Origin of the sequence: Streptomyces sp. NPDC049597, assembly GCF_040675505.1 — a bacterium.
GTDB lineage: Bacteria > Actinomycetota > Actinomycetes > Streptomycetales > Streptomycetaceae > Streptomyces.
Genome location: NZ_JBFAOY010000006.1, coordinates 185,996 through 205,317, shown reverse-complemented (window position 1 = coordinate 205,317; position 19,322 = coordinate 185,996). Strand labels below are relative to the sequence as shown.

Genomic DNA, 19,322 nt, shown 5'->3' with positions numbered 1-19,322 from the left:
CTGAGGATCCGGCCGAGACCCGCCCGCCCCCCGGGCGCGTACCCAAGCCGGCGCACCGACCCGCGAGCGCGCGGCGCCCGTCGCCGTCCGGTGGACCGTCCGCCGGCCGGCGTCCGCGTTCCGCGCGCGCCCGGTCCGCTCAGCGGCCGCACCCGGGCTTCACGCGTCCGCCGCGTCCGGCTCCCGTTCCTCCCGGGGCTCCTTCGCGATCCGCAGTTCCCCGGCCGTCAGCGGCGGGGCCGGCAGTCGGGGCAGCCGGGGGCCGCGCAGCACGGCCAGCGCGATCTCCGGTCGCAGCAGCGAGGTGATCGGCGCGGACAGGGTCATGACGTCGAACAGGGCCTTGGCGACGAGAGGCCGCCCGGTCGCGGTCAGCATCAGGCGGTCGACGTAGTGCCGCAACACCCGCGAACCCGCGCCCGGCTCCCTTCCGATCGCGCCCGGATAGAGGATGTCCTGCCCGGTGGCCAGATCCCAGGCCATGGAGACCGGGCCGGCGACCGCACGCTGCACGGCGCGGGCGAGCCCCGGAGCCGCCACGCCCCGGGCCGCGACCGCCTCGCGCAGGGCCAGCACGCCCTGCGCGGCCACCGACATGCCGTGCCCGTAGACGGGGTTGTACGTGGCGACCGCGTCGCCGATCGCGACGAAGCCCTCAGGCAGGTCGTCGACCTTCTCGTAGTACCGGCGCCGGTTGACCGTGCTGCGGTTGACGACGACGTCGGTGAGCGGCTCGGCGTCGGCGATCAGCTCGCCGACGACGGGATGGCGTACCGAGCGGGCGAAGTTCTCGAACTCGTCGGCTGCGCTGGTGGGTTGGCCCCCGCGGGTACCGGACAGGGTCACCAGCCAGCGCTCGCCCTCGATGGGCACGATGGTCGCGGTCTGCCCCGGTCGCGGCTCGCGCGCGTCCGCCTGCACGTTGACGACGGGGAAGTCGCCGGAGCCGGCGGGCGCGCGGAACAGGCGGCTGGCGTAGGCGAGGCCCGAGTCGACCTTCTCCTCCCGCACCTCGCCGGCCCCGAGCCTCCTCAGCCAGTCGGGCGCCCGCGAGCCGCGGCCGCTCGCGTCCACGACCAGGTCGGCCCCAAGCACCCGCTCGGTGCCGTCGGCTCCGCGCACCCGTACGCCCGTGACGCGCGTCGCACCGCCCTCCAGACCCAGCAGTTCGGTGCGTTGCAGCACGGTGACCCCGGGACCGGCGGTGACCTGTTCGCGGACCACCCAGTCGAGCAGGTCTCGGCTGCAGGCGATGAGGAACTGCATCTCCGGCCAGCGGCGGAACCAGCCCAGCGCCGACAGGGACACCAGTCCCGTCGGCAGCGGGATGCGCCGGGCACCCGCCGCGAGCCAGCGCTCGGTGGTCCCCGGCAGCAGGGTCTCGACGGCCCGGGCGCCGCCCGACCACAGCAGGTGGGCGTGGTGCGCCTGCGGCAGGCTCCGGCGGGCGTGCGGCCCGTCGGGCAGGGCGTCCCGTTCGACGACGAGGACCTCGTCGACGTGGGGACGCAGGACGCCGGCCGCCAGCATGCCGGCCAGTCCGCCGCCGATCACGACCGCTGTGCGCGGCGCGCTCCGGCTGGTTCTCAAGGGATCGCTCATCGGGTGCCGCTCTCTGACCGGGCCGCGCGCACGCCCACTGCCGCGACGACGGGGGAATGACGCAGCGCCAGGGACATGCGCACCAGATCGCGCGGTCCCTGCGCTTCGGACGTGTAGGTCTGGGCCGAGCTGATGATCTCGCCTTCCGGGTCGGCGGCGCGGGAGCGCAGCGCGGCGGCGACCATCGCGGCGTCGGCGACGGCCTGCGCCTCGCGCGGCTCGGCGCCGTCCGCGACCGCCTCCTCGTACGCCCTCGCCCGCAGCCCGCGGTCGAAGTACGGGTCGAGCTGCAGCAGACCGTCGTGGATGTCGGACTCGCGCTGGGTGACCCGTAGTTCGACCGGCGAGAAGAAGGAGATGCGCACGGTGGGCGTGCCGGGCACGGACGCGGCGCGCAGCTCCCGCCACAGCGTCCCGAGCCGCCGGTAGGCCGCCCAGTCGTGCCAGGTGTCGGACAGCCGCTGCCCGACGAGCGGCAGGACGAAGCCGATCGCGCTGAGCAGGGCCCCGACGGAGGCGAGGGGCGGCGCGGCCAGGGTGCTCAGCGCGTCCCAGTCGTGACCGGCCCAGCGCGCGAAGACGGCCGAGAACTTGCTCACCCCGTACGCCAGGTTGAACAACGACCCGAACACGATGATCACCAGGCCGCCGCGCAGCCAGCCGCGCACCTGGAGCGACCACCGCCAGCACAGCGCCGTCATACCGATGGCCGCCACGCTGTGCGCGATCAGGTACAGCACGATCATCTCGCGGATGTACGGAGTCGTGGCGTAGTGCGTGTCGAGGTCCCGCAGCCGCTCCTCGGGCGCCTCCCCGAGCAGGAACAGGACGATCAGGAGCACGACGACGACGCCGTACCCGACGACCCAGCGGACGGAGACGCGCCGTGTCTCCTCCGGCGGGCCGCCGCGCCAGTTGACCAGCAGGATCAGGCAGGAGGCGCTGAAGGCGGTCAGGATGCAGTAGACCAGCGGGGCCGAGAAGTTGGCGACGCCGGTGAGGCGGTTGACCGCGGCGATGGTGGGCGGCGCGGCGAAGAAGAAGGTGCAGGCCGCGAGGACCAGCAGGGCGCAGACCGAGCGGAGCAGCGGGTCACGCCAGTCGCGCAGCATCCCCGGCAGCTTGAACGCCAGTGCGACGCCCAGGGCGGCCGCGGGTATGTAGTAGTCGGGACCGTCCACGCATCAGCCCTGTGGCCCGCGGTATCCCAGGGAGGCTTCGATACGTCCTGCGACACATTCCCTGTGCACCGGGCCGCGCCCGGTCGAACCGGTGAGCCACGCACGGCACTTGCTGCCGAGCAGCAGGCCGAAGCTCTCCGCCTCGCGCTCCTCGGCCTGGTCGGACCGGGACCGTGCGGCGACCTTCAGCACGGTCGCCTGCAGATCGGCCTCGTCGGTGAGCAGGCGTGCAGCCACGGCGGCGCCCTCGACGTGGTGGCTGCAGTGCCCGGCCTTCATGTGCCACAGCTCATGGCCGAGGATGACCAGCTGGTGGTCGGGTGCGGTGCGCTCCTCGATGACGATCAGATCCTGCTCCGCCATGTCGAGCCACAGGCCGCTCGCGGTGCCGGGCGGGAACGAGGCCATGCGGTAACGGACCGGCCTGCCGCGGTGTCTGCTCATCCCGTCGCACAGCGCGCGGTAGAGATCGGCGGGGGCGGCCGGCGCCGGCAGGTCGATTCCGGCGATCAGCTCGCCGCACAGCCGACGCATCTCCTTGCCTATGCTCACCGCTCTCCTCTCCCCGTGCGCACCCGTCGGGACACGTCCTGACTCCGAGCCTGTCCGGAAATCAGGGGCGCGTCGGCCTGACGCTCTCGAGGAGCATGTCGAGCCACTCCGTGACCTTGTCCCGGTGCTTGTCGGTGGGCAGCTGGGCAGCCCGCCAGGCGATGCCCCGCACACCATGGTCCTGCAACAGCCGTTCCAGCGGGTCGCCTTCTCCCACGAAGTCCTGAAGCAGACTCTGCTCGGTGCGGTGCAGGGCACCGGCGAGAGCGTCGGAGTCGTCAGCGGTCAGGAACCCCGCGTGGACCTTGAAGAACCGCTGGATCGCGTCACAGTGTTCCATGGTGGGCCGGCGGTCGCCGTTGATCAGCGCCCCGGCCTGCTGGCGCGACATCCCGGCGCCGTCGGCGATCTCCTGCTGCGTGTACCGGCGGCCGTTGGGCTTGAGCCGGGTCCTGCGCAGCAGGTCGAAGCGCTGCAGGAAGCGCGCCTGGAGGTCCGTCTCGCCGGCCGGGCGCCCGTCGAGCAGGGCGCGGACCACGTCCGCCGGCACGCCCGAGGCTTCGGAGAGCGTGTCGACGTCGAAGACCTCGTCGTGGCTGATTCCGAGCTTGTCCGCGAGGTCGGCCACCCGGGCGACGGATGCCGCCAGAGGGTCGTCCGCGGCCGGACCCGGAACCGAGAAGCCGTCCGTCACCAGTAGGTCTCCTAGATCACGCGAGGCAGCCCCGCACTCAAGGGGCTGCCGGGAGATTAACCGCTTCGAGTGAATGCAACCAGGTCTTGCCACAGCTGTGGCGGAAATCGAGCGTTCAACGGCGCTGAATGCCACGATAGTTGACATAGTTGCCTCGGCGGTAAGAGGATCGCCAGGCAGCATGAAGATCCAAAGGGGGCTGCCACAGCGGGACTTGGCAGGACTTCGAGAAGCTTCGGAAAGGCGGCGTTCTCGATGACGTACGAGGCGGGCGTCGAGCGCCCCGGAGCCAAGGGACGACCCGGCCGCGTCACGTCCGCCCGCGGCAGCGCCCGTACGAAGCGAATCGGTGACGCCCTGGACATGGAGACCACGCAGCGCGGCCGGCTGCGCCGGATCGGCGGCGACCGCGACAGCTTCCGCGAGTCGGCCGCCCCGCTGCGGCCGTCCGGCCCCGTTCCGCCGTCCGGCCCCGTTCCGCCGTCCGGACCGGTCCGCAGACCCGCCCCCGCGCGCCCCTCCGGACCGCCCCACCCGCCCGTTCCCGTGCATCCTCCGGTGCCCACGTCGCCCACCCGGCCGGCGGAGCCGGCCGACCCGGCCACCGAGGCGTACCTGCGCGACTACGCGTCCCTGATGGACGCGGTGCCGCTGCCCTCCCTGCTGTTCGACCGGCGCTGGGACGTGGTCCACACGAACCCCGCCTTCGACGCCCTGTTCCGCGACATGGGCCCGCACCCCACGGCCATGCCCCACCAGAACTTCCTGCGCTTCGCCCTCTTCCACCCCGACGCGCCCACGGTGCTCGCCGAGCACGAGACCAGCTGGTGCCTGCCGCTGATGGCCCAGCTCGCGGACGCTCTCGAGGGCGACGGCGAAGACGACCGCCTTTCGGCCATTCGTGACGACATCGCGCTCGACCCGATCATGGACGCGGCCTACCGGTGCGGACTGCCGCACTGGATGCGGGCGGTGGGCGCGGCGGCGGTCCGTCACGACGGAGCCGTGCGGCCGGTGAACCACCCCGACCCCCGGTGGGGGCGCACCGACTGCCGGATCGTGGACGAGACCCCCGTCCGCCTGCAGGACAAGGGGTACACCCGCCTCACGCTTGTGCTCCGCGAGAGCCGCTCGGCGGTGCCGGGAGTGCCGCGCGGCAGGGCGCACCTGCGCGCGGTCTCCGGGGGCTGAGCGGCCGGCCGCCTCTCCCGCTCCGACGCCTGACCCCGCTCCCGGGCGCAGTCTCAGCGCATCGCGGCCACGGCCCACTCCGCGACGATCGCCACCGCCACACCGACGCCCAGCACCAGCGTGGCCCAGCGGGTGCGCCCCGCACGGCTGAGGACGAGCGCGCTGCCGGAGAGGATCAGTGCCATGCCGTAGAAACCGAGGGTCAGCACCGAGTGCGTACTGCCGAGCCGCAGGACCAGGACGGCGCCTACGGCGATCATGATGCCCGCCGAGAGAGCTATGCGGACATGGCGCGCCTGGCGCGGGGTGAGCCCCTGCCGTTCCGGGCTCGTACGGGCTTCTGACACTTCTGACATGCCAGAAGCCTATCCGCAGCCACACGGGCGCCGTCCGGCGGCTCACGTACCTCGTGCGCTGGGGATGCGCGCCGGCCACCTCGGTGCCGCGCCCGTCAGCTGGCAGGCCATCAGGTACAGGGGGAGAGGCGGGGTGTAGGGGCTCAGGCCGTCCGGACCGCGGATCAGCCGGGGTCTGTCGCCGGGCACCCAGGCGCCCCTGGCGTAGTGCGCGGGCAGCGGCCACAGCAGGTCGAGATCCGACCCCGCCGGAACGATCCACCACCACCACCGGCTGTCGGCGAACACGCACCCGGGGCGCGGCGTGCGGCCGAGGAGGCGGAACCCGAAGCGGGCGGGTACGCCCACGGCGTCGCCGCCGAGTGCCGCCGGCAGGGAATCGGGCAGGACGAGGCGGGTGAGCCCGGCCTCCCGGTCGCAGCGGTCCACGAGCCGCGGCCGCGGGAGCCGCTGGGGCGTCGGTGGGACCGGTTCATGGCGTACGCCCCGGGCGAGGAGCGTCGCCAGGCTCTTCAGCACGGACCGCCGGACGCGAACGGCCCTGTCCTAGAGGGGAGTTCGGCCCATACGACACGACCCGTGCCGTGCTCGCAGTCGTGCGTCCCCCACGCGGTGCTGACCGCTTCGACGAGCAGCAGCCCGCGGCCGCGTTCCTCCTCGAGGCCGTGGCAGACCCGGGGGCCGGTCGCCGTGGAGCCCTGGTCCTGCACGGTGACGCGCAACCGCCCCTCGGAGCGGTGCAGTTGCAAGGAGACGAGATGGCCGCCGGTGTGCACCACCGCGTTGGTGACCAGTTCGGAGACGATCAGGAGGGCCGTGTCGTGGGTGTCGCCGCCGATGTCCCAGACGTCGAGCCGCTCGCTCACCAGTCGTCTCGCGCGGGAGACGGATTCGACGCGCGCCGGCACTTCGAAGCCGTAGCGGGAGGTGGAGGTGTCCGGACTCGCGTCCAGGAAGGGCGTGGTGAGCGCGTCACGGTTCACACCGTCAGTCTCCCGCTGTAACAGTCACGTTGGCAAGGCCCACTCTGAAAAATGCAGAGTGGGCATATTCATCGTTGAACCGCCATGGCACACTGCTCGCAACAGCACGTGGGGAGGTCTCGAAGTGAGTGAACCGCGGTCCGCCCCCACCGTGGGCCAGGTCGTCCTCGGCAAGCGCCTGCAGGACCTGCGGGAGCGCGCCGGCCTCAAACGCGAGGAAGCGGCAAAGATCCTCCGCGTCGCCGCGGGCACCATCCGCAGGATGGAGACCGCCGAGGTGGCGCTGAAGATTCCATATGTCCAGCTGCTTCTCGGCGCATACGGGATCGGCGACGAGGAGGCCCGCGGATTTGTGGAGCTGGCCGAAGAAGCCAACAAACCGGGCTGGTGGCAGCGTTTCCACGACGTCCTGCCGGGCTGGTTCAGCATGTACGTCAGCCTGGAGGGTGCCGCGAGCCTCATCCGTGCGTATGAACCGCAGTTCGTGCCCGGGCTGCTGCAGACGGAGGACTACGCACGGGCGATCATGCTCGGCGGAGCCATCGGTCACACCGATCCGGAGGACATCGAGAGGCACGTGGCGCTGCGGATGGAGCGTCAGGCACTGCTCAGCCGTCCCGACGCGCCCCGACTGTGGGTGATCATGGACGAGACGGTGCTGCGCCGCCCCGTCGGCGCGCCCGGCGTGATGAAGAAGCAGATCGACAAGCTGCTCGAGAGCGCCGGGCTGCCCCATGTGACGCTGCAGATCGCCGAATTCGCGAGCGGCCACCATCCGGGTACCTACGGGCCCTTCGTCCTCTTCCGGTTCGCCATGCCCGAGCTCCCGGACATGGTCTACAGCGAATACCTGACCGGTGCCGTCTATCTCGACGCGCGCCCCGAGGTCGCCACGCATCTGGAGGTCATGGACCGCATGGCGGCGCAGGCCGCGACGGCACAACGCACGAAGGAGATTCTGGATGCTCTCCGCAAGGAGCTGTGAATGAAGCGCATATACAACGGCATGCCCGCTGGTGAGCTGGGCGAGGACGGCTGGCACAAACCCTGGAGCGGGGGGAACGGAGGCAACTGCGTCGAGACCATGAAGCTGGCCGACGGCCGGGTCGCGGTCCGCCAGTCCGCCGATCCCGACGGTCCGGCACTCATCTACACCACCAACGAGATCGCCGCCTTCATCCAGGGGGCGAAGTCGGGCAAGGCCGATTTCCTGGTCAGTTGACCTGCTGCCGCGGGGGCAGCAGCGTCACCAGGAACCGCTGCACGGGCGAGATGTTGCCGGCCGCGTCGACGGTGCGGTACTCGATGGTGTGGGTGCCGTAGTCGGGTGTGGCGTCGTCCCAGGGCACCACGCGGGGAGTGCCCAGCTTTCCGTACACGAGATCGTCGATCACGGTGCCCTGCGGGGTGAACCGGTAGGGGGCGGCGGCGTCGGTGGGCCAGCCGTAGTACGTCTGCCAGCCGTCGCCGTCGACCCTGAACTCCCGTACCACGTAACCGTCCTGGTCGTCCCGGGCGGTCAGCCCCATCGTGAAGGGGCCGTCGTAGACGTACTCCACCGGCCTGCCGGGCCGGTGGACCGTCCGCAGCGGCTCCGACAGTTCGAAGGAGGCCGTGGCCGGGTACGCGTCCACGGTCCAGGTCAGTTCCTCGCCGGTGCCCGCGATGCGGGCCGTCAGCTCGTGGGTGCCCGGCCGCAGCCGCAGGGCGCCCAGGTCCAGGTCCCGGTCGTTGCCGGGGTTGGCCACGAGACGGCCGTCGAGCGTCCAGCGGACCGCGAGCGGGCGGCCGGCGGGGTGCGTGGTCTCCGCGTACACCACCGAAGACGCCCCGACGGGCGCCCCGGTCGCGGTGTGGTCGGTGAACGCCGCCGCCACCTCGTCCGGCGCGGTGTCCACCGACGTGTCCACCGTCCAGCGCACCGTACGCGTCAGCGCCGTGGACGCGCGCACGGCCGGATCCCGTACGAACGGCGTGGGATCCGTGACGGTCGCCGTGAGCGTATGCGTGCCGGGCGGAAGGCGCAGACGGCGCAGGTCGACCGTACGTGCGTCACCCACCGCCCGCAGCCGCTCGCCGTCCAGCCGCCATACGACGTCGAGTTCACCACCGACCGGGTGCATTGTGTCCACCCACACCGTCCGGTCGTCGCCGATCGGGGCGGTGTCGGGCGTGTGGCCCTGCACGAGGTTCACCTTGGCCGAGATCTTCTGCACCATCACCTCGCGCTCGACCTGGTCGAAGGCGTACCCGAGGGTCTTCATGATCGAGTGCTTGCTGGGCCGCCACACGCCCTTCGTGCTGTACATCCCGCCTTCGTGGCGTCCGATGACCCCGCCCGCCTCGCTCTCCTCGCCGAGCCAGCGCCACCACTTCGCCCGCTGCTCGCGCATCTGCTCCTCGGTCAGCAGCGTGTGGTGCGCCGACGCCGGCTCACCGCCGCTGTAGGTGCCGCCGGGCACTCCGCGTGCGTAGTAGTCGTACTCGTCCTGGAGCTTGCCGAGCGAGTGGCCGAGTTCGTGCGGCGTGATGAGCGAGGACAGGGCGTTGCCGCCCGACGCGGTGGCGTAGGTGCCGCCCGCACCGCCGTAGGTGTCGCTGTTGGCGAGCGCCACGATCTGCCGGTTGGCGGCCGACGTGCCCGGCACGAGATCGGCCAGCGCCGTCGCCGCGCCGCTGTCCACGCTGAGCAGCCGCTGCACGCTGTTCGGGTTGCAGCCGCCCCAGAAGCCCATGCCGAGCGCGGTGTCCCGGCGGGCGGAGTCGAGGCCCGGATCGCAGTCGACGCCGGAGTCGGCGGACGCGGTCTCCACGGCCCACACGTTGATGTACGAACGGTAGGAGGCGAACGGCTCGGTCGACCACAGCACGTTGAGGTGTGTCTCGACGTGTGCGCGGAACTCCGGCAGCTGCGCCGCCGTGTAGCCGTCGCCGAGCACCACCAGGTTGAAGCGCTTGTCGGCGGGGCCCGTGGTCTGCACCGGCACGACCTTCGCCGCGTCCGTCACCTCGTCCGTCACCGCGGCGTCCGCCGCCGACGCGGGGGCACCCGAACCGAACAGCAATGCGGCGAGGACGGCGCCAGCGGTCGCGAACAGCGCCGCCCCGCGCACCCGTGTGACGGATGTGGTCATGGTGATGCAGCGTACGCGTGGGATCAACGGACAGTAAAGACGAGGGAATTGACGAAATCCTTCGCCGGTGGCGGCAGACGCAGCGGCCCGCTCCCCGGTGTGACGGAGCCGAGCACCCGTGCCGCCCGCGCTCCCGTGCACGAGGGCAGGCTTCCGGGCAGTCCGTGCACGCCTTTGTCTGCCCGCCGCGACCGGACCGAACGCCTCGCCGCCCCGGCCCGGTCCGGAGCCGGAACGACGTGCACGCCGGGCCGGTGACGGGCGACCGTCCGCCTCAGGCGGTGAACAGCGGTCGTGCCCGCCGCGCCTCGTTCAGGGCCGTCGCCCACCACTCCAGCTGGTCCAGCAGCACCTTCGCGGCACCGCCCGGGCCCTCGGGTTCGCGCAGCGTGCCGTCGGGGGCGAAGAGCTCGTAGTAGCGCGGGAAGCTGACGTAGTCGCGGACCGTGTGCGCGTGCAGCTCGTTGAACACCTGCCGCAGCTGCTCGATGGCCAGCAGTCCGCCGCTCGCGCCGCTGTACCCGACGAAGCCGATCGCCTTGGCCTGCCACTCCGTGTAGTGCCAGTCGATGGCCGCCTTCAGCGACGCGGGGAAGCTGCGGTTGTAGTCCGGCGTCACGACGACGACCGCGTCGGCCGCCGCCAGCCGCCGCGTCAGCTCCGCCATCCCGGCCGGCCGGTCCATCCCGGGCTGCAGGGCGGGCGGCACGGGCGGCAGCTCCAGCGGCAGCGGGGTGTCCGCCAGGTCCACGAGGTCGACGGTGAACCGGCCGTGCTGGTCGGCCTGTTCGGCGAACCACTTGGCGACCACCGGGCCGAAGCGGCCCTCCCGGACGCTGCCGACGAGCACGGCGAGACGCAGGGTGTTCTCGGACATGGTGATGCTCCTCACGAGGTCGGAATCGGCGCCGGAGGCGGCGCGGACACCACGCTGCCGGGCCGGCGGGGGAGCAGGAAGGCCGGGCCGAGACTGGTAGTGGCAGGGCCACGATCCGCGGCCGCCCGGCTGTTACGTTCGAGGGGTGAGCGACAACGAGCTGGGACTGTTCCTGCGCAACCGCCGTGAGGCCCTCGCACCGGCCGACGCCGGGCTCCCCGCGGGCCCCCGCCGCCGCACCCCGGGCCTGCGCCGCTCGGAGCTGGCGACCCTCGCCGGGGTCAGCGTCGAGTACGTGACCCGGCTGGAGCAGGGACGCGACCGCAGGCCGTCCCCGGCGGTGCTGTCCGCACTGGCCGACGCGCTGCGCCTCGCCCCCGCCGAGCGGGTCCATCTGCACCGGCTCTCCAAGGGCGCGGACGGGAACTTCAGCTGCATGGGCGGCGCCCTGCCCAACCGGGAGGTGCGCCCACCGGTCCGCGCGCTGCTCGACCGCCTCGAACCGGCCCCGGCCGTCGTGCTCAACCGCCTGAGCGAACTGCTCGCCTGGACCGAGGGCTACGAGCGGCTCGCCCGCCCGCTGGGCCTGCTGGACGGCGCCCCGCCGAACCTGGCGCAGTGGGTGTTCACCGATCCGCGGGCGCAGGAGGCGCACCCGGACTGGGACCGGGTGGCCGACGAGCAGGTGGCGGCGCTGAAGCAGGGGCCGTTCCGGGCGGACCGCCATGTGGCGGCGCTGGTGGACGAGTTGACGGTGACGGCGGGGCCCGTGTTCGCGGACCGGCTCGGGACGGTGCCGGGTCTGCCGCGCGCCAACGGCATCACACGCCTGACGCACCCCGGGGCAGGCGCGCTGCGGCTGTCCTACGAGACGCTGGAACTGCCCGCGGACGACGACCAGCGCCTGCTGGTCCACCTGCCGGCGGACGCGGCGACAGCGCGCGCCCTCGACGCCCTGACGGGGCGTCACCCGGGTGCCCTGCGGGCACTCCCCACCGGCGCGTAAGGCCGCGGGGCGGGAACATCTGGGCGCTGCCCCGGCCGGGGCCGGTGGCCGCCGCGGCCCCCGAGCGGCTCGTCGGGGGGCGTGTGCCCGGTGGTTACGCGGCCCCGGCTTCCACCGGCAGGTCGTTCAGGCGCCATTCGAGCATGCCGTCGACGAGGCGGGCGGCGCGGCGCCCCTGAGCTGTGAGCAGGCGGACGGCGTCGTGGGACAGGACGCAGTTGGCGCCGCGGCAGTAGGCGACGATCCCGGCGTTGTCCGGCAGCTCGGCGAGCCGCGCTTCGAGCTGGTCGAGGGGGATGGACAGGGCGCCGGGGATGTGTCCGGCGGCGTACTCCTCGGCGGGGCGCACATCGATGACGGTGACCGTGCCCGCCCTCACCCGTTCCAGCAGCTCCTCGCGGGTGAGCCGGTCGGTGTCGTCGGGGCCGAGGTAGGCGGCGCGGGCATGCCCGGCTGCGGCCAGGTGGGAGTGGGCGACCTGCTGCAGCAGCGAGTAGAGGGCGGCGACATCGTCGCCGGCGAGCCGGTAATGGATGCGCACCCCCTCGCGGCGGGTGACGACCAGACCGGCCTGCCTGAGGACCTGCAGATGCGCGGAGGCGGTGGTCAGGCCGAGCCCCGCGGCCCTGGCGAGGGCGTCGACGCTGCGCTCGCCCTGGGCGAGCAGGTCGAGCAGCTCCAGGCGCTTGCCGTTGGACAGCGCCTTGCCCGTCCGGGCGAGTGCCTCGAACAGCGCGGCCTTGCGAGCGGGATCTCCCATGGCATCCTCCATAAATCCATGGAATATTGTAGAGCGGAAGGGGGAGACAGGACCACCCCATACCTCAGTCATGCGGGAGGACGCCGTGAACTTCGCCGACGAACACCTGGTGCCTTTGGTGGACGCGGGGTTGGGCAACAGCTCCTACCTGGTCGACCTCGGCGACGGCCGGGCCCTGGCGGTGGACGCCAGTCGTGACATCCGCTCCCTGCGAGCCGCCGCCGCCAGGCGTGGCCTGAGAGTGGCATTCGCGGCCGACACCCACCTGCACGCCGATTTCCTCACGGGCGCGCTCCAGCTAGCCGCCGACGACCGGGCCACTGTGCTCGCCTCCGCCGCCGGCCGCCGCGCCTTCCCGCACACCGCGCTCGGCGACGGCGACGAGGTGGACCTCGGCGGGCTGACGCTGCGGGCGCTCGCCACCCCGGGCCACACCGACGAGCACCTGGCCTTCCTGCTCCTGGACGGCACCCGCGCACTCGGGGTGTTCACCGGGGGCTCGCTCATCGTCGGCTCCGCCGCCCGCACCGACCTGCAGGGGGCGGACCGGGCCGAGGAGCTGGCCCGCGCCCAGTACCGGTCGCTGCGACGGCTGACGGAGCTCCCCGACGACACGCCGGTGTGGCCCACACACGGCGCGGGCTCGTTCTGCTCGGCGCCGCCCGGTGCGGAGCGGACCACCACCATCGGCGCGCAGAAGGCCGCCAACGAGCTGCTCGCCGCACCGGACGAGGACACGTTCGTGGCCCGCCTGCTCGGCTCCCTCGGCTCCTACCCCGCGTATTTCGACCGACTCGCCGAGATCAACCGCCAAGGCCCGGCCCTCCTCGTCACCGCCCCGGGCCTGAAGCCGCTCGGCCCGGCCGTCGTCCGTTCCCTGCTCGCCTCCGGCGCGCACCTCGTCGATGCCCGCCCCGTGGAGGAGTTCGCCGCCGGGCACATCCCCGGTGCCGTCTCCAACCCGCTGCGGCCGGCGTTCGCGACCTGGCTGGGCTGGCTGCTGCCGGACGACGCCCCGCTGGTCTTCGTCCTCGGCCCCGGCCAGGACCAGCACGAACTCGCCTGGCAGGCGGCGAAGATCGGGTACGACCGGCCCGCCGGACAGCTGGCCGGCGGCATGGACGCCTGGATCGCCGACGGCGGCACGGTGGACACGATCAGCCTCGTCACGGCTGAGCAGATCGGCGATCGCCCGGTCCTCGACGTGCGGCAGGCCGCCGAGTTCGCCGGCGGTCACATCCCCGGCGCCGCCCACGCCGAACTCGGCGCCATCCCCGCCGGTGCGCCCACCACCGTCGACGGCACCGTGGTGATGTGCGGGCACGGCGAACGCGCCACGACCGCCGCCAGCCTCCTCGCCCGCGCCGGTTCCCGTGATCTCGCCGTCCTGGTCGGCGGTGCCGCCGACTGGGCAAGGGCCACCGGCCGTGCCCTCGAGGACGGCTCGTGAACGCCCCCGCCGAGCCGGCGCCCGCACCCGGGCGTCCAGGCGCGATCCGGCTCGGCCTGCGCGCCAACATCGCCCAGTTCACGCTCCTCGTCGCCGTCAACGCCCTGGTGGGCGGCATGCTGGGGCAGGAACGCACCGTCCTTCCGCTGCTCGCCGAGCAGACGTTCCACCTGTCCGCCTACACCGCCGCACTCACCTACATCGTGGCGTTCGGGGTGGTCAAGGCGGCCACCAACTTCTTCGCCGGGACGCTCTCCGACCGCTTCGGCCGCAAGCCCGTCCTCGTGGCGGGCTGGCTGTTCGCCCTGCCCGTGCCGCTGCTGCTCATCTGGGCGCCCTCCTGGGGGTGGGTGGTCTTCGCCAACGTGCTGCTCGGCGTCAACCAGGGGCTCACCTGGTCCACCACCGTCATCATGAAGATCGACCTGGTGGGACCGGCCCGCCGCGGCCTCGCCATGGGGCTGAACGAGGCCGCAGGCTACGGCGCGCTCGCCGCCACCGCCATGGCCACCGGTGCCATCGCCGCCCACAGCGGACTGCGTCCGCAGCCGTTCCTCCTCGGCATCGCCTACGCCGCACTCGGCCTCGGCCTCTCCGTCCTCGCGGTGCGCGAGACCCGCGACCACGCCCGCGCCGAAGCCGCCCTCCACCCCGCCCCGGACAATCCCGGCCATCACGCGGACCTGACCACGGCCCAGATCGTCCGCACCACCAGCTACGGCGACAAGGCCCTGTCCTCGGCCAGCTGGGCGGGCATGGTCAACAACCTCAACGACGCCCTCGCCTGGGGCCTGTTCCCCCTCCTCTACGCCGCCCACGGCCTGTCCGTCGCCCGGATCGGTCTGCTCGCCGCCCTCTACCCCGCCGTCTGGGGCCTGGGCCAGATCCTGACCGGCTGGTGGTCCGACCGCGTCGGCCGCAAACACCTCGTCACCGCGGGCATGCTGCTGCAGGGCGCCGCCATCGGCATGGTCGCCGCCGGCACGTCCTTCCCGGTATGGGCCGGCGCCCAGATCCTGCTGGGGGCGGGCACCGCCCTGGTCTACCCCGTCCTTCTCGCGGTGATCGGCGACGTCGCCCATCCCGCCTGGCGTGCCCGCGCCGTGGGCGTCTACCGCCTGTGGCGGGACGGCGGCTTCGCCGTCGGCGCCCTCCTCGCCGGAGCCCTCGCCGACGCCTACGGCCTCACCACAGCCATCTGGGCCGTCGCAGCCCTGACCGCGGCCACCGGGCTCCTCGTCGCGGTCCGCATGTACGAAACCCACCCGCGGGTCTGAACCACCCGCAGGCTCCGGAGAGGCGAGCCCGGTGCGCGCGCGGCCGGCGTGTCGGGCCCCGACGCCCCGCCCGGGCCGCGTGCCGGGCCCTGACGTCCCGCCCGGCCCGCGTGCCGGGCCCTGACGTCCCGCCCGGCCCGCGTGTCGGGCCCCGAATCCCCTCCCGGGCCGGGGCGTCACGGCAGGCGCAGATACGCGAGCCCGGCGTGTTCGGCGCGGTAGCCGTCGACGAGGCGGCGCGCGACGCTCACCGAGTCGACGAGCGGATGCAGGGCGAAGGCCGTGACCGCGTGCGACCGCGATCCGCTGCCGGCCGCGGCCAGCACCTCGCGCTCGACCGCTTTCACGGCGGTCACCAGACCCGTCGCATAGGGAGGCAGCGGGTCGACGGCGACCGGATGCGCCCCGTTCGCGTCCACCAGGCAGGGCACCTCGACGACGGCGTCCGCGTCGAGGACGGACAGCGCGCCCCGGTTGCGGACGTTGAGGATCAGCGTCGTCCGCTCGTCGCGCGCGACGGCCCGCATCAGCGCGAGGGCCACCTGCTCGTAGCCGCCGGGCTGCAGGTCCTCCGCCTCCCGCTCGCCGGCCCCGGCGGCCTCCCGGTTGGCCGCCATGTAGGTGGCCTCGCGCTCGGCGAGAGTGCGCCGCCAGGTGGTCAGCGCCGGCGTGCCGGGCCGCTTCATCTCCTCGTAGAAACCGGCCTGCTGGGCCCGCAGGAACGCACCCCGCGTCTGCTTCGCCTCCTGGTAGGCGCGCACGGTCTCCCGGTTGAAGTAGTAGTAGTGCAGGTACTCGTTGGGGATCGCGCCGAGCGAGCGAAGCCAGTCGGGGCCGAAGAGCCTGCCCTCCTCGAAGGAGCCCAGGGCCTCGCTGTCGGCGAGCAGTTCCGGCAGCCGGTCGCGCCCGCCGACGCGCAGCCCGCGCAGCCACCCGAGGTGGTTGAGCCCGACGTAGTCGGTCCACGCGGTCGCGGGGTCGGCGCCGAGGACCTTCGCGACCCGGCGGCCGAGTCCGACGGGTGAGTCGCAGATGCCGATGACCCGGTCGCCGAGGATCCGGCTCATCGCCTCCGTGACCAGACCGGCCGGGTTGGTGAAGTTGATGACCCAGGCGTCGGGGGCCAGCTCCGCGATCCGCCGGGCGATGCCGGTCGCCACCGGTACCGTGCGCAGCCCGTACGCGATACCGCCCGCGCCCACCGTCTCCTGCCCGAGCACCCCCTCGGCCAGCGCGACCCGCTCGTCGGCCGCGCGCCCTTCCAGGCCGCCGACGCGGATCGCGGAGAAGACGAAGTCGGCGCCGCGCACGGCCTCGTCGAGGTCGCGGGTCACCGAGACGCGCGGGGGGTCCGGCTGTCCGGCGGCCTGCTCGGCGAGCACCCGCGAGACGGCGTCCAGCCGCTCGGAGTCCACGTCGTACAGCGTGACGGCGGTGACCCGGCCCTCGGCCTGATCGCCGAGGAGCGCCCCGTACACGAGAGGCACCCGGAATCCGCCGCCGCCGAGAATCGTGAGCTTCATGCCCGTACGGTACGTCGCGCGCCGACGGCCGCGGCGAAGCCCCCGCACGGGCGCGGGCCCGAAATCCCGGCACGGGCGCGCGACCTGACGGATCCGCGCGGGGGAACTGATGAAGTCCCGCATCGCCCGTTCTCCCGCCCGCGGGGCGCTGCTTACGGTCGTGCGCGTCCCCGGCCCCGTCACGAGGCCCCCATCAAGGAGCGCCCCTATGCGCGTCTACCTCGACCGCAACTTCCTGCTGACGTACGCGGCGTCGTTCATCTCGCTGTTCGGCTCGAAGCTGCTGATGATCTCCTACGTGGCCTTCGTCTACGGCGAGACCGGCAGCGCCACCCTGGCCTCCGCGGTGTTCGCCGCGGACTGGGTCGCCAATCTCTTCGTCGGACTGTTCACCACGCACTACATCGACCGTGCGGACGCCAGGAGGCTGCTGCTGCGGCTCAACCTGGCGGCCGCCGCCGTGACGCTGCTGTTCCTGGCCTGTCTGGCACCGGACCAGTTCCCCGTGGCCGTGGCGGTGATCTTCGTCCGCGCCCTGCTCAACAGCGCTGTGAACGCGGCGCGGGTCAAGGCGCTGGTGCAGTTCTTCGACAAGCGGCAGACCGACCTGTACTCCGCCGTGCTCAACTCCAGCCTCTTCATCGCGATAGCCGTCGCCGGTGCGGCCGGCACCGTCATCCTCCGGTTCGTCGGGATGAGCACGGTCGTGCTCATCGACGTCGCCACCTTCCTGGCATCCGCCGCACTGTTCGCGCTCGTGCGGCCGAACCGCGCCCGTATCGAGGAGGCGCGCCGCGCGGCGGGTGACGAGCGGGAGGGCGTCGCGGCGCACGTCCGTTCGGCCGCCCGCATCATCGTGCGCACCCCGGTGGTCTCCACCGCCGTCTTCTACATCGTGCTGACGGTGACGGCCTTCCAGGCCACCTACCTGGTGCTGATCACGGCCGTTCCCGACCTCTGGTTCTCGCTCGGCGAGCCGGGCACCGCGATGTTCTTCACCGCCGAGTCCCTGGCCGTGATCGCCGGTCTGTTCCTGTACCAGTACCTCAGCCGCCGGGAGCTGGTGCCCGAGACGCGCCAGCGGCTCCTGAACGCCGCCGTGACCGCTTTCGCCGTCTTCATGTACGCCGCGCTGCCCGCGGCGCGCTCCAGCCTGGTCCTGGCGCTGGCCGCGTTCGTCGCGATGGTCCTCGCGGTGGAGATGGTCTGGGCGCACCAGTACAAGCGGCTGATCGCCCACACCCCCGAGGCGAAGGTCTCGGCCGTGGTGGGCCTGCTGTCGGCCCTGGGCTACAGCCTGATGGCCGTCTTCGGATCCGTCTTCTCCTGGGTGATGGACACCCTCGGCGCCGAGTGGGCCGTCACTCTCGATCTCGTTCTCATCGCCCTGCTGGTCACCGGCTGGGAGGCGCGCGCACACCGACTTGGGAGTCGCCATGCGAAAAGCATTCGTCCTGCTCGAACTCGTCAACCACGTGGCACTGGTGGCCAAGGCGGCGAAGGCCCGCGGCCTGACGGTGGTGGTCGTGGGGCAGAACCCGCTGCCGCGGCAGGGCCCGTTCGCCGTTCCTGACGGCGTGGTCGACGAGCTGATCCCCCTCGCCTCCTGGTCCGACGCGGACGCCGTACGGGCCGTGCTCGACGACCTGTACGAGCGGTACGAGATAGCCGGCACCTACGCGGCGTTCGAGGCGGCCCTGCCGTACGACGCGGAGCTGCGCGCCCGCGCGGGCCTGCCCACGAGCGGCGCGGACGCCCTGCGCACGGCGCTCGACAAGGGCGAGGTGCGCGACCGGCTGCGCGCCGAGGGACTGTCCCGCCTGCGGTCGACGACCCTGGCCGGCGCGCTGCGCTGGGACACCTGGGGCTTCGACGGCCCGGCGATCCTCAAGCCGGCGCACGGCACCGGCAGCGCCATGTGCTTCACCGTCGGCTCCCTGGACGAACTGCGCGCGGCGGCCGCCGAGATCGAGCGCACACCGCTGGCCGCGGGGATGACCCGCGACTACGTCCTGAGCGGCGGGTTCGTGCTGGAGCAGAAGGCCCAGGGCGAGCTGCTGTCCGTCGAATCGCTGGTGCACGACGGCGAGGTGAAGGTCGTGGGGCTGCTGGGCCGGTACCTGCTGGCCGACGACCCGGTCGTCGAGCAGGCGGCCGTCTTCCCGTACCAGCACCCGCGGTACGCCGAGATCGCCGAAGCGGCGGTGGCCTTCCACCGGTGCCTGGGCATCACGCACGGGCCGACGCACCTGGAGGTGATGGTCCCGGACGACGGCCCGGTGGAGCTGATCGACTTCAATCTGCGGGTGGCGGGCGCGGGCGCCGTACTGCTCTTCGGGCTGGTCCTCGGGACGCCGTACGAGGAACTGCTGACGGATCTCGGCTGCGGGGCGAGCCCCGACCTCGACTCCCTGAACCCCACCCGGGGATGGGCCGCGGAGTGCCTGACGCTGCCGCGCCCCGGCACCACCGAGCTGCGCGACCTGTCCGTCCCGGAGACCGCGCGGTTCGTGCGCCCGACGAAGGAAACGGGGCAGCGGCTCACCGGACGCTCCGACCAGCTGGACACCGTCGTCCTGTTCGTCGTGACGGCCGCGTCCCCGGAGGAACTGCACGAGGTGCTGCTGGACGCCCGCCGGCGGACCGTCGTCAACGGCGAACCGCTCGGCGACAACCCCAACAACCGCCTCATCGCGCCCCGGTACCTGCGCACGCTGGCGGACCTGGCGGTCTGAG

General features: G+C 72.8%; 19 protein-coding genes and 1 pseudogene. 8 read left to right on the top strand and 12 right to left on the bottom strand.

Annotation, left to right across the window (positions count from 1 at the left end; all coding sequences use genetic code 11):
* Positions 1-159 precede the first annotated feature (159 nt).
* The 4 genes from AB0K02_RS10380 to AB0K02_RS10365 form a co-directional block, all read right to left on the bottom strand.
* On the bottom strand, positions 160-1,602 hold the full coding sequence (locus AB0K02_RS10380) for an FAD-dependent monooxygenase (RefSeq protein ID WP_365991941.1): 1,443 nt from the start codon (positions 1,600-1,602) through the stop codon (positions 160-162).
* Positions 1,599-2,783: an MAB_1171c family putative transporter gene (locus tag AB0K02_RS10375; RefSeq protein ID WP_365991940.1), complete on the bottom strand. Its 1,185-nt coding sequence runs from the start codon at positions 2,781-2,783 to the stop codon at positions 1,599-1,601. Before AB0K02_RS10375 ends, AB0K02_RS10380 begins: the two co-directional genes overlap by 4 nt.
* 3 nt (positions 2,784-2,786) lie before the next feature.
* Complete coding sequence (locus AB0K02_RS10370) at positions 2,787-3,317, bottom strand: toxin-antitoxin system, toxin component (protein WP_365991987.1); 531 nt, start codon at positions 3,315-3,317, stop codon at positions 2,787-2,789.
* 79 nt (positions 3,318-3,396) lie between these two features.
* Positions 3,397-4,029, bottom strand: coding sequence for a helix-turn-helix transcriptional regulator (locus AB0K02_RS10365; protein WP_365991939.1), 633 nt, complete (start codon positions 4,027-4,029; stop codon positions 3,397-3,399).
* 255 nt (positions 4,030-4,284) lie between these two features.
* Between AB0K02_RS10365 and AB0K02_RS10360 the strand changes: the two genes are divergently transcribed.
* Positions 4,285-5,220: a transcriptional regulator gene (locus tag AB0K02_RS10360; RefSeq protein ID WP_365991938.1), complete on the top strand. Its 936-nt coding sequence runs from the start codon at positions 4,285-4,287 to the stop codon at positions 5,218-5,220.
* 53 nt (positions 5,221-5,273) lie between these two features.
* Here the strand turns inward: AB0K02_RS10360 and AB0K02_RS10355 are convergent, their stop codons facing one another.
* From AB0K02_RS10355 to AB0K02_RS10345, 3 genes are all read right to left on the bottom strand, one after another.
* Positions 5,274-5,576, bottom strand: coding sequence for a hypothetical protein (locus AB0K02_RS10355; RefSeq protein WP_365991937.1), 303 nt, complete (start codon positions 5,574-5,576; stop codon positions 5,274-5,276).
* A 42-nt stretch (positions 5,577-5,618) separates the two neighbouring features.
* A complete protein-coding gene (locus tag AB0K02_RS10350; protein WP_365991986.1) occupies positions 5,619-6,005 on the bottom strand; it encodes a hypothetical protein in 387 nt (128 codons plus the stop codon).
* Positions 6,006-6,088: 83 nt separating this feature from the next.
* The gene (locus AB0K02_RS10345; RefSeq protein WP_365991936.1) at positions 6,089-6,559 is read right to left on the bottom strand and encodes an ATP-binding protein; all 471 of its coding nucleotides are present in this window, start codon (positions 6,557-6,559) and stop codon (positions 6,089-6,091) included.
* A gap of 124 nt (positions 6,560-6,683) precedes the next feature.
* Here AB0K02_RS10345 and AB0K02_RS10340 point away from each other — a divergent pair, with 124 nt between their 5' ends.
* Positions 6,684-7,544: a helix-turn-helix transcriptional regulator gene (locus tag AB0K02_RS10340; protein ID WP_365991935.1), complete on the top strand. Its 861-nt coding sequence runs from the start codon at positions 6,684-6,686 to the stop codon at positions 7,542-7,544.
* Positions 7,545-7,781, top strand: a complete 237-nt coding sequence (locus AB0K02_RS10335) for a DUF397 domain-containing protein (RefSeq protein ID WP_365991934.1) — start codon at positions 7,545-7,547, stop codon at positions 7,779-7,781.
* On the opposite strand, the gene AB0K02_RS10330 is transcribed toward AB0K02_RS10335, so the two are convergent.
* The 3 genes and pseudogenes from AB0K02_RS10330 to AB0K02_RS10320 all read right to left on the bottom strand — a co-directional run bounded on the left by AB0K02_RS10330 (position 7,774) and on the right by AB0K02_RS10320 (position 10,570).
* A complete protein-coding gene (locus AB0K02_RS10330; RefSeq protein ID WP_365991933.1) occupies positions 7,774-9,693 on the bottom strand; it encodes a M64 family metallopeptidase in 1,920 nt (639 codons plus the stop codon). The two genes, AB0K02_RS10335 and AB0K02_RS10330, sit on opposite strands and share 8 nt — an antisense overlap.
* A 23-nt stretch (positions 9,694-9,716) precedes the next feature.
* Positions 9,717-9,863, bottom strand: a pseudogene (locus AB0K02_RS10325) (anhydro-N-acetylmuramic acid kinase); the annotation flags it as partial.
* A gap of 104 nt (positions 9,864-9,967) precedes the next feature.
* Positions 9,968-10,570 (bottom strand): NAD(P)H-dependent oxidoreductase, encoded by a 603-nt coding sequence (locus AB0K02_RS10320; RefSeq protein WP_365991932.1) that lies wholly within the window; start codon positions 10,568-10,570, stop codon positions 9,968-9,970.
* Positions 10,571-10,715: 145 nt separating this feature from the next.
* Here AB0K02_RS10320 and AB0K02_RS10315 point away from each other — a divergent pair, with 145 nt between their 5' ends.
* Positions 10,716-11,576: a helix-turn-helix transcriptional regulator gene (locus tag AB0K02_RS10315; protein WP_365991931.1), complete on the top strand. Its 861-nt coding sequence runs from the start codon at positions 10,716-10,718 to the stop codon at positions 11,574-11,576.
* 94 nt (positions 11,577-11,670) lie between these two features.
* Here the strand turns inward: AB0K02_RS10315 and AB0K02_RS10310 are convergent, their stop codons facing one another.
* On the bottom strand, positions 11,671-12,336 hold the full coding sequence (locus AB0K02_RS10310) for a metalloregulator ArsR/SmtB family transcription factor (protein ID WP_365991930.1): 666 nt from the start codon (positions 12,334-12,336) through the stop codon (positions 11,671-11,673).
* A gap of 70 nt (positions 12,337-12,406) precedes the next feature.
* Between AB0K02_RS10310 and AB0K02_RS10305 the strand changes: the two genes are divergently transcribed.
* Together AB0K02_RS10305 and AB0K02_RS10300 are read left to right on the top strand one after the other, a co-directional pair.
* Positions 12,407-13,786: an MBL fold metallo-hydrolase gene (locus AB0K02_RS10305; protein WP_365991929.1), complete on the top strand. Its 1,380-nt coding sequence runs from the start codon at positions 12,407-12,409 to the stop codon at positions 13,784-13,786.
* Entirely contained in the window at positions 13,783-15,063 is a 1,281-nt protein-coding gene (locus AB0K02_RS10300; protein WP_365991928.1) for an MFS transporter, read from the top strand. The genes AB0K02_RS10305 and AB0K02_RS10300 overlap by 4 nt, the downstream gene beginning before the upstream one ends.
* Positions 15,064-15,239: 176 nt before the next feature.
* Here the strand turns inward: AB0K02_RS10300 and AB0K02_RS10295 are convergent, their stop codons facing one another.
* A complete protein-coding gene (locus AB0K02_RS10295; RefSeq protein WP_365991927.1) occupies positions 15,240-16,586 on the bottom strand; it encodes a 6-phospho-beta-glucosidase in 1,347 nt (448 codons plus the stop codon).
* A 208-nt stretch (positions 16,587-16,794) separates the two neighbouring features.
* Between AB0K02_RS10295 and AB0K02_RS10290 the strand changes: the two genes are divergently transcribed.
* Both AB0K02_RS10290 and AB0K02_RS10285 read left to right on the top strand, forming a co-directional pair.
* On the top strand, positions 16,795-18,159 hold the full coding sequence (locus AB0K02_RS10290) for an MFS transporter (RefSeq protein WP_365991926.1): 1,365 nt from the start codon (positions 16,795-16,797) through the stop codon (positions 18,157-18,159).
* A complete protein-coding gene (locus tag AB0K02_RS10285; RefSeq protein ID WP_365991985.1) occupies positions 18,062-19,321 on the top strand; it encodes an ATP-grasp domain-containing protein in 1,260 nt (419 codons plus the stop codon). The genes AB0K02_RS10290 and AB0K02_RS10285 overlap by 98 nt, the downstream gene beginning before the upstream one ends.
* The last annotated feature ends 1 nt before the right edge of the window (position 19,322 follow it).

What these genes read in the sequence shown, in the direction of transcription:
- AB0K02_RS10380 (WP_365991941.1), bottom strand. Translation starts at nt 1,602, where the DNA reads ATGAGCGATCCCTTGAGAACCAGCCGGAGCGCGCCGCGCACAGCGGTC.
- AB0K02_RS10370 (WP_365991987.1), bottom strand. Translation starts at nt 3,317, where the DNA reads ATGCGTCGGCTGTGCGGCGAGCTGATCGCCGGAATCGACCTGCCGGCG.
- AB0K02_RS10360 (WP_365991938.1), top strand. Translation starts at nt 4,285, where the DNA reads ATGACGTACGAGGCGGGCGTCGAGCGCCCCGGAGCCAAGGGACGACCC.
- AB0K02_RS10355 (WP_365991937.1), bottom strand. Translation starts at nt 5,576, where the DNA reads ATGTCAGAAGTGTCAGAAGCCCGTACGAGCCCGGAACGGCAGGGGCTC.
- AB0K02_RS10335 (WP_365991934.1), top strand. Translation starts at nt 7,545, where the DNA reads ATGAAGCGCATATACAACGGCATGCCCGCTGGTGAGCTGGGCGAGGAC.
- AB0K02_RS10330 (WP_365991933.1), bottom strand. Translation starts at nt 9,693, where the DNA reads ATGACCACATCCGTCACACGGGTGCGCGGGGCGGCGCTGTTCGCGACC.
- AB0K02_RS10320 (WP_365991932.1), bottom strand. Translation starts at nt 10,570, where the DNA reads ATGTCCGAGAACACCCTGCGTCTCGCCGTGCTCGTCGGCAGCGTCCGG.
- AB0K02_RS10310 (WP_365991930.1), bottom strand. Translation starts at nt 12,336, where the DNA reads ATGGGAGATCCCGCTCGCAAGGCCGCGCTGTTCGAGGCACTCGCCCGG.
- AB0K02_RS10305 (WP_365991929.1), top strand. Translation starts at nt 12,407, where the DNA reads ATGCGGGAGGACGCCGTGAACTTCGCCGACGAACACCTGGTGCCTTTG.
- AB0K02_RS10295 (WP_365991927.1), bottom strand. Translation starts at nt 16,586, where the DNA reads ATGAAGCTCACGATTCTCGGCGGCGGCGGATTCCGGGTGCCTCTCGTG.
- AB0K02_RS10290 (WP_365991926.1), top strand. Translation starts at nt 16,795, where the DNA reads ATGCGCGTCTACCTCGACCGCAACTTCCTGCTGACGTACGCGGCGTCG.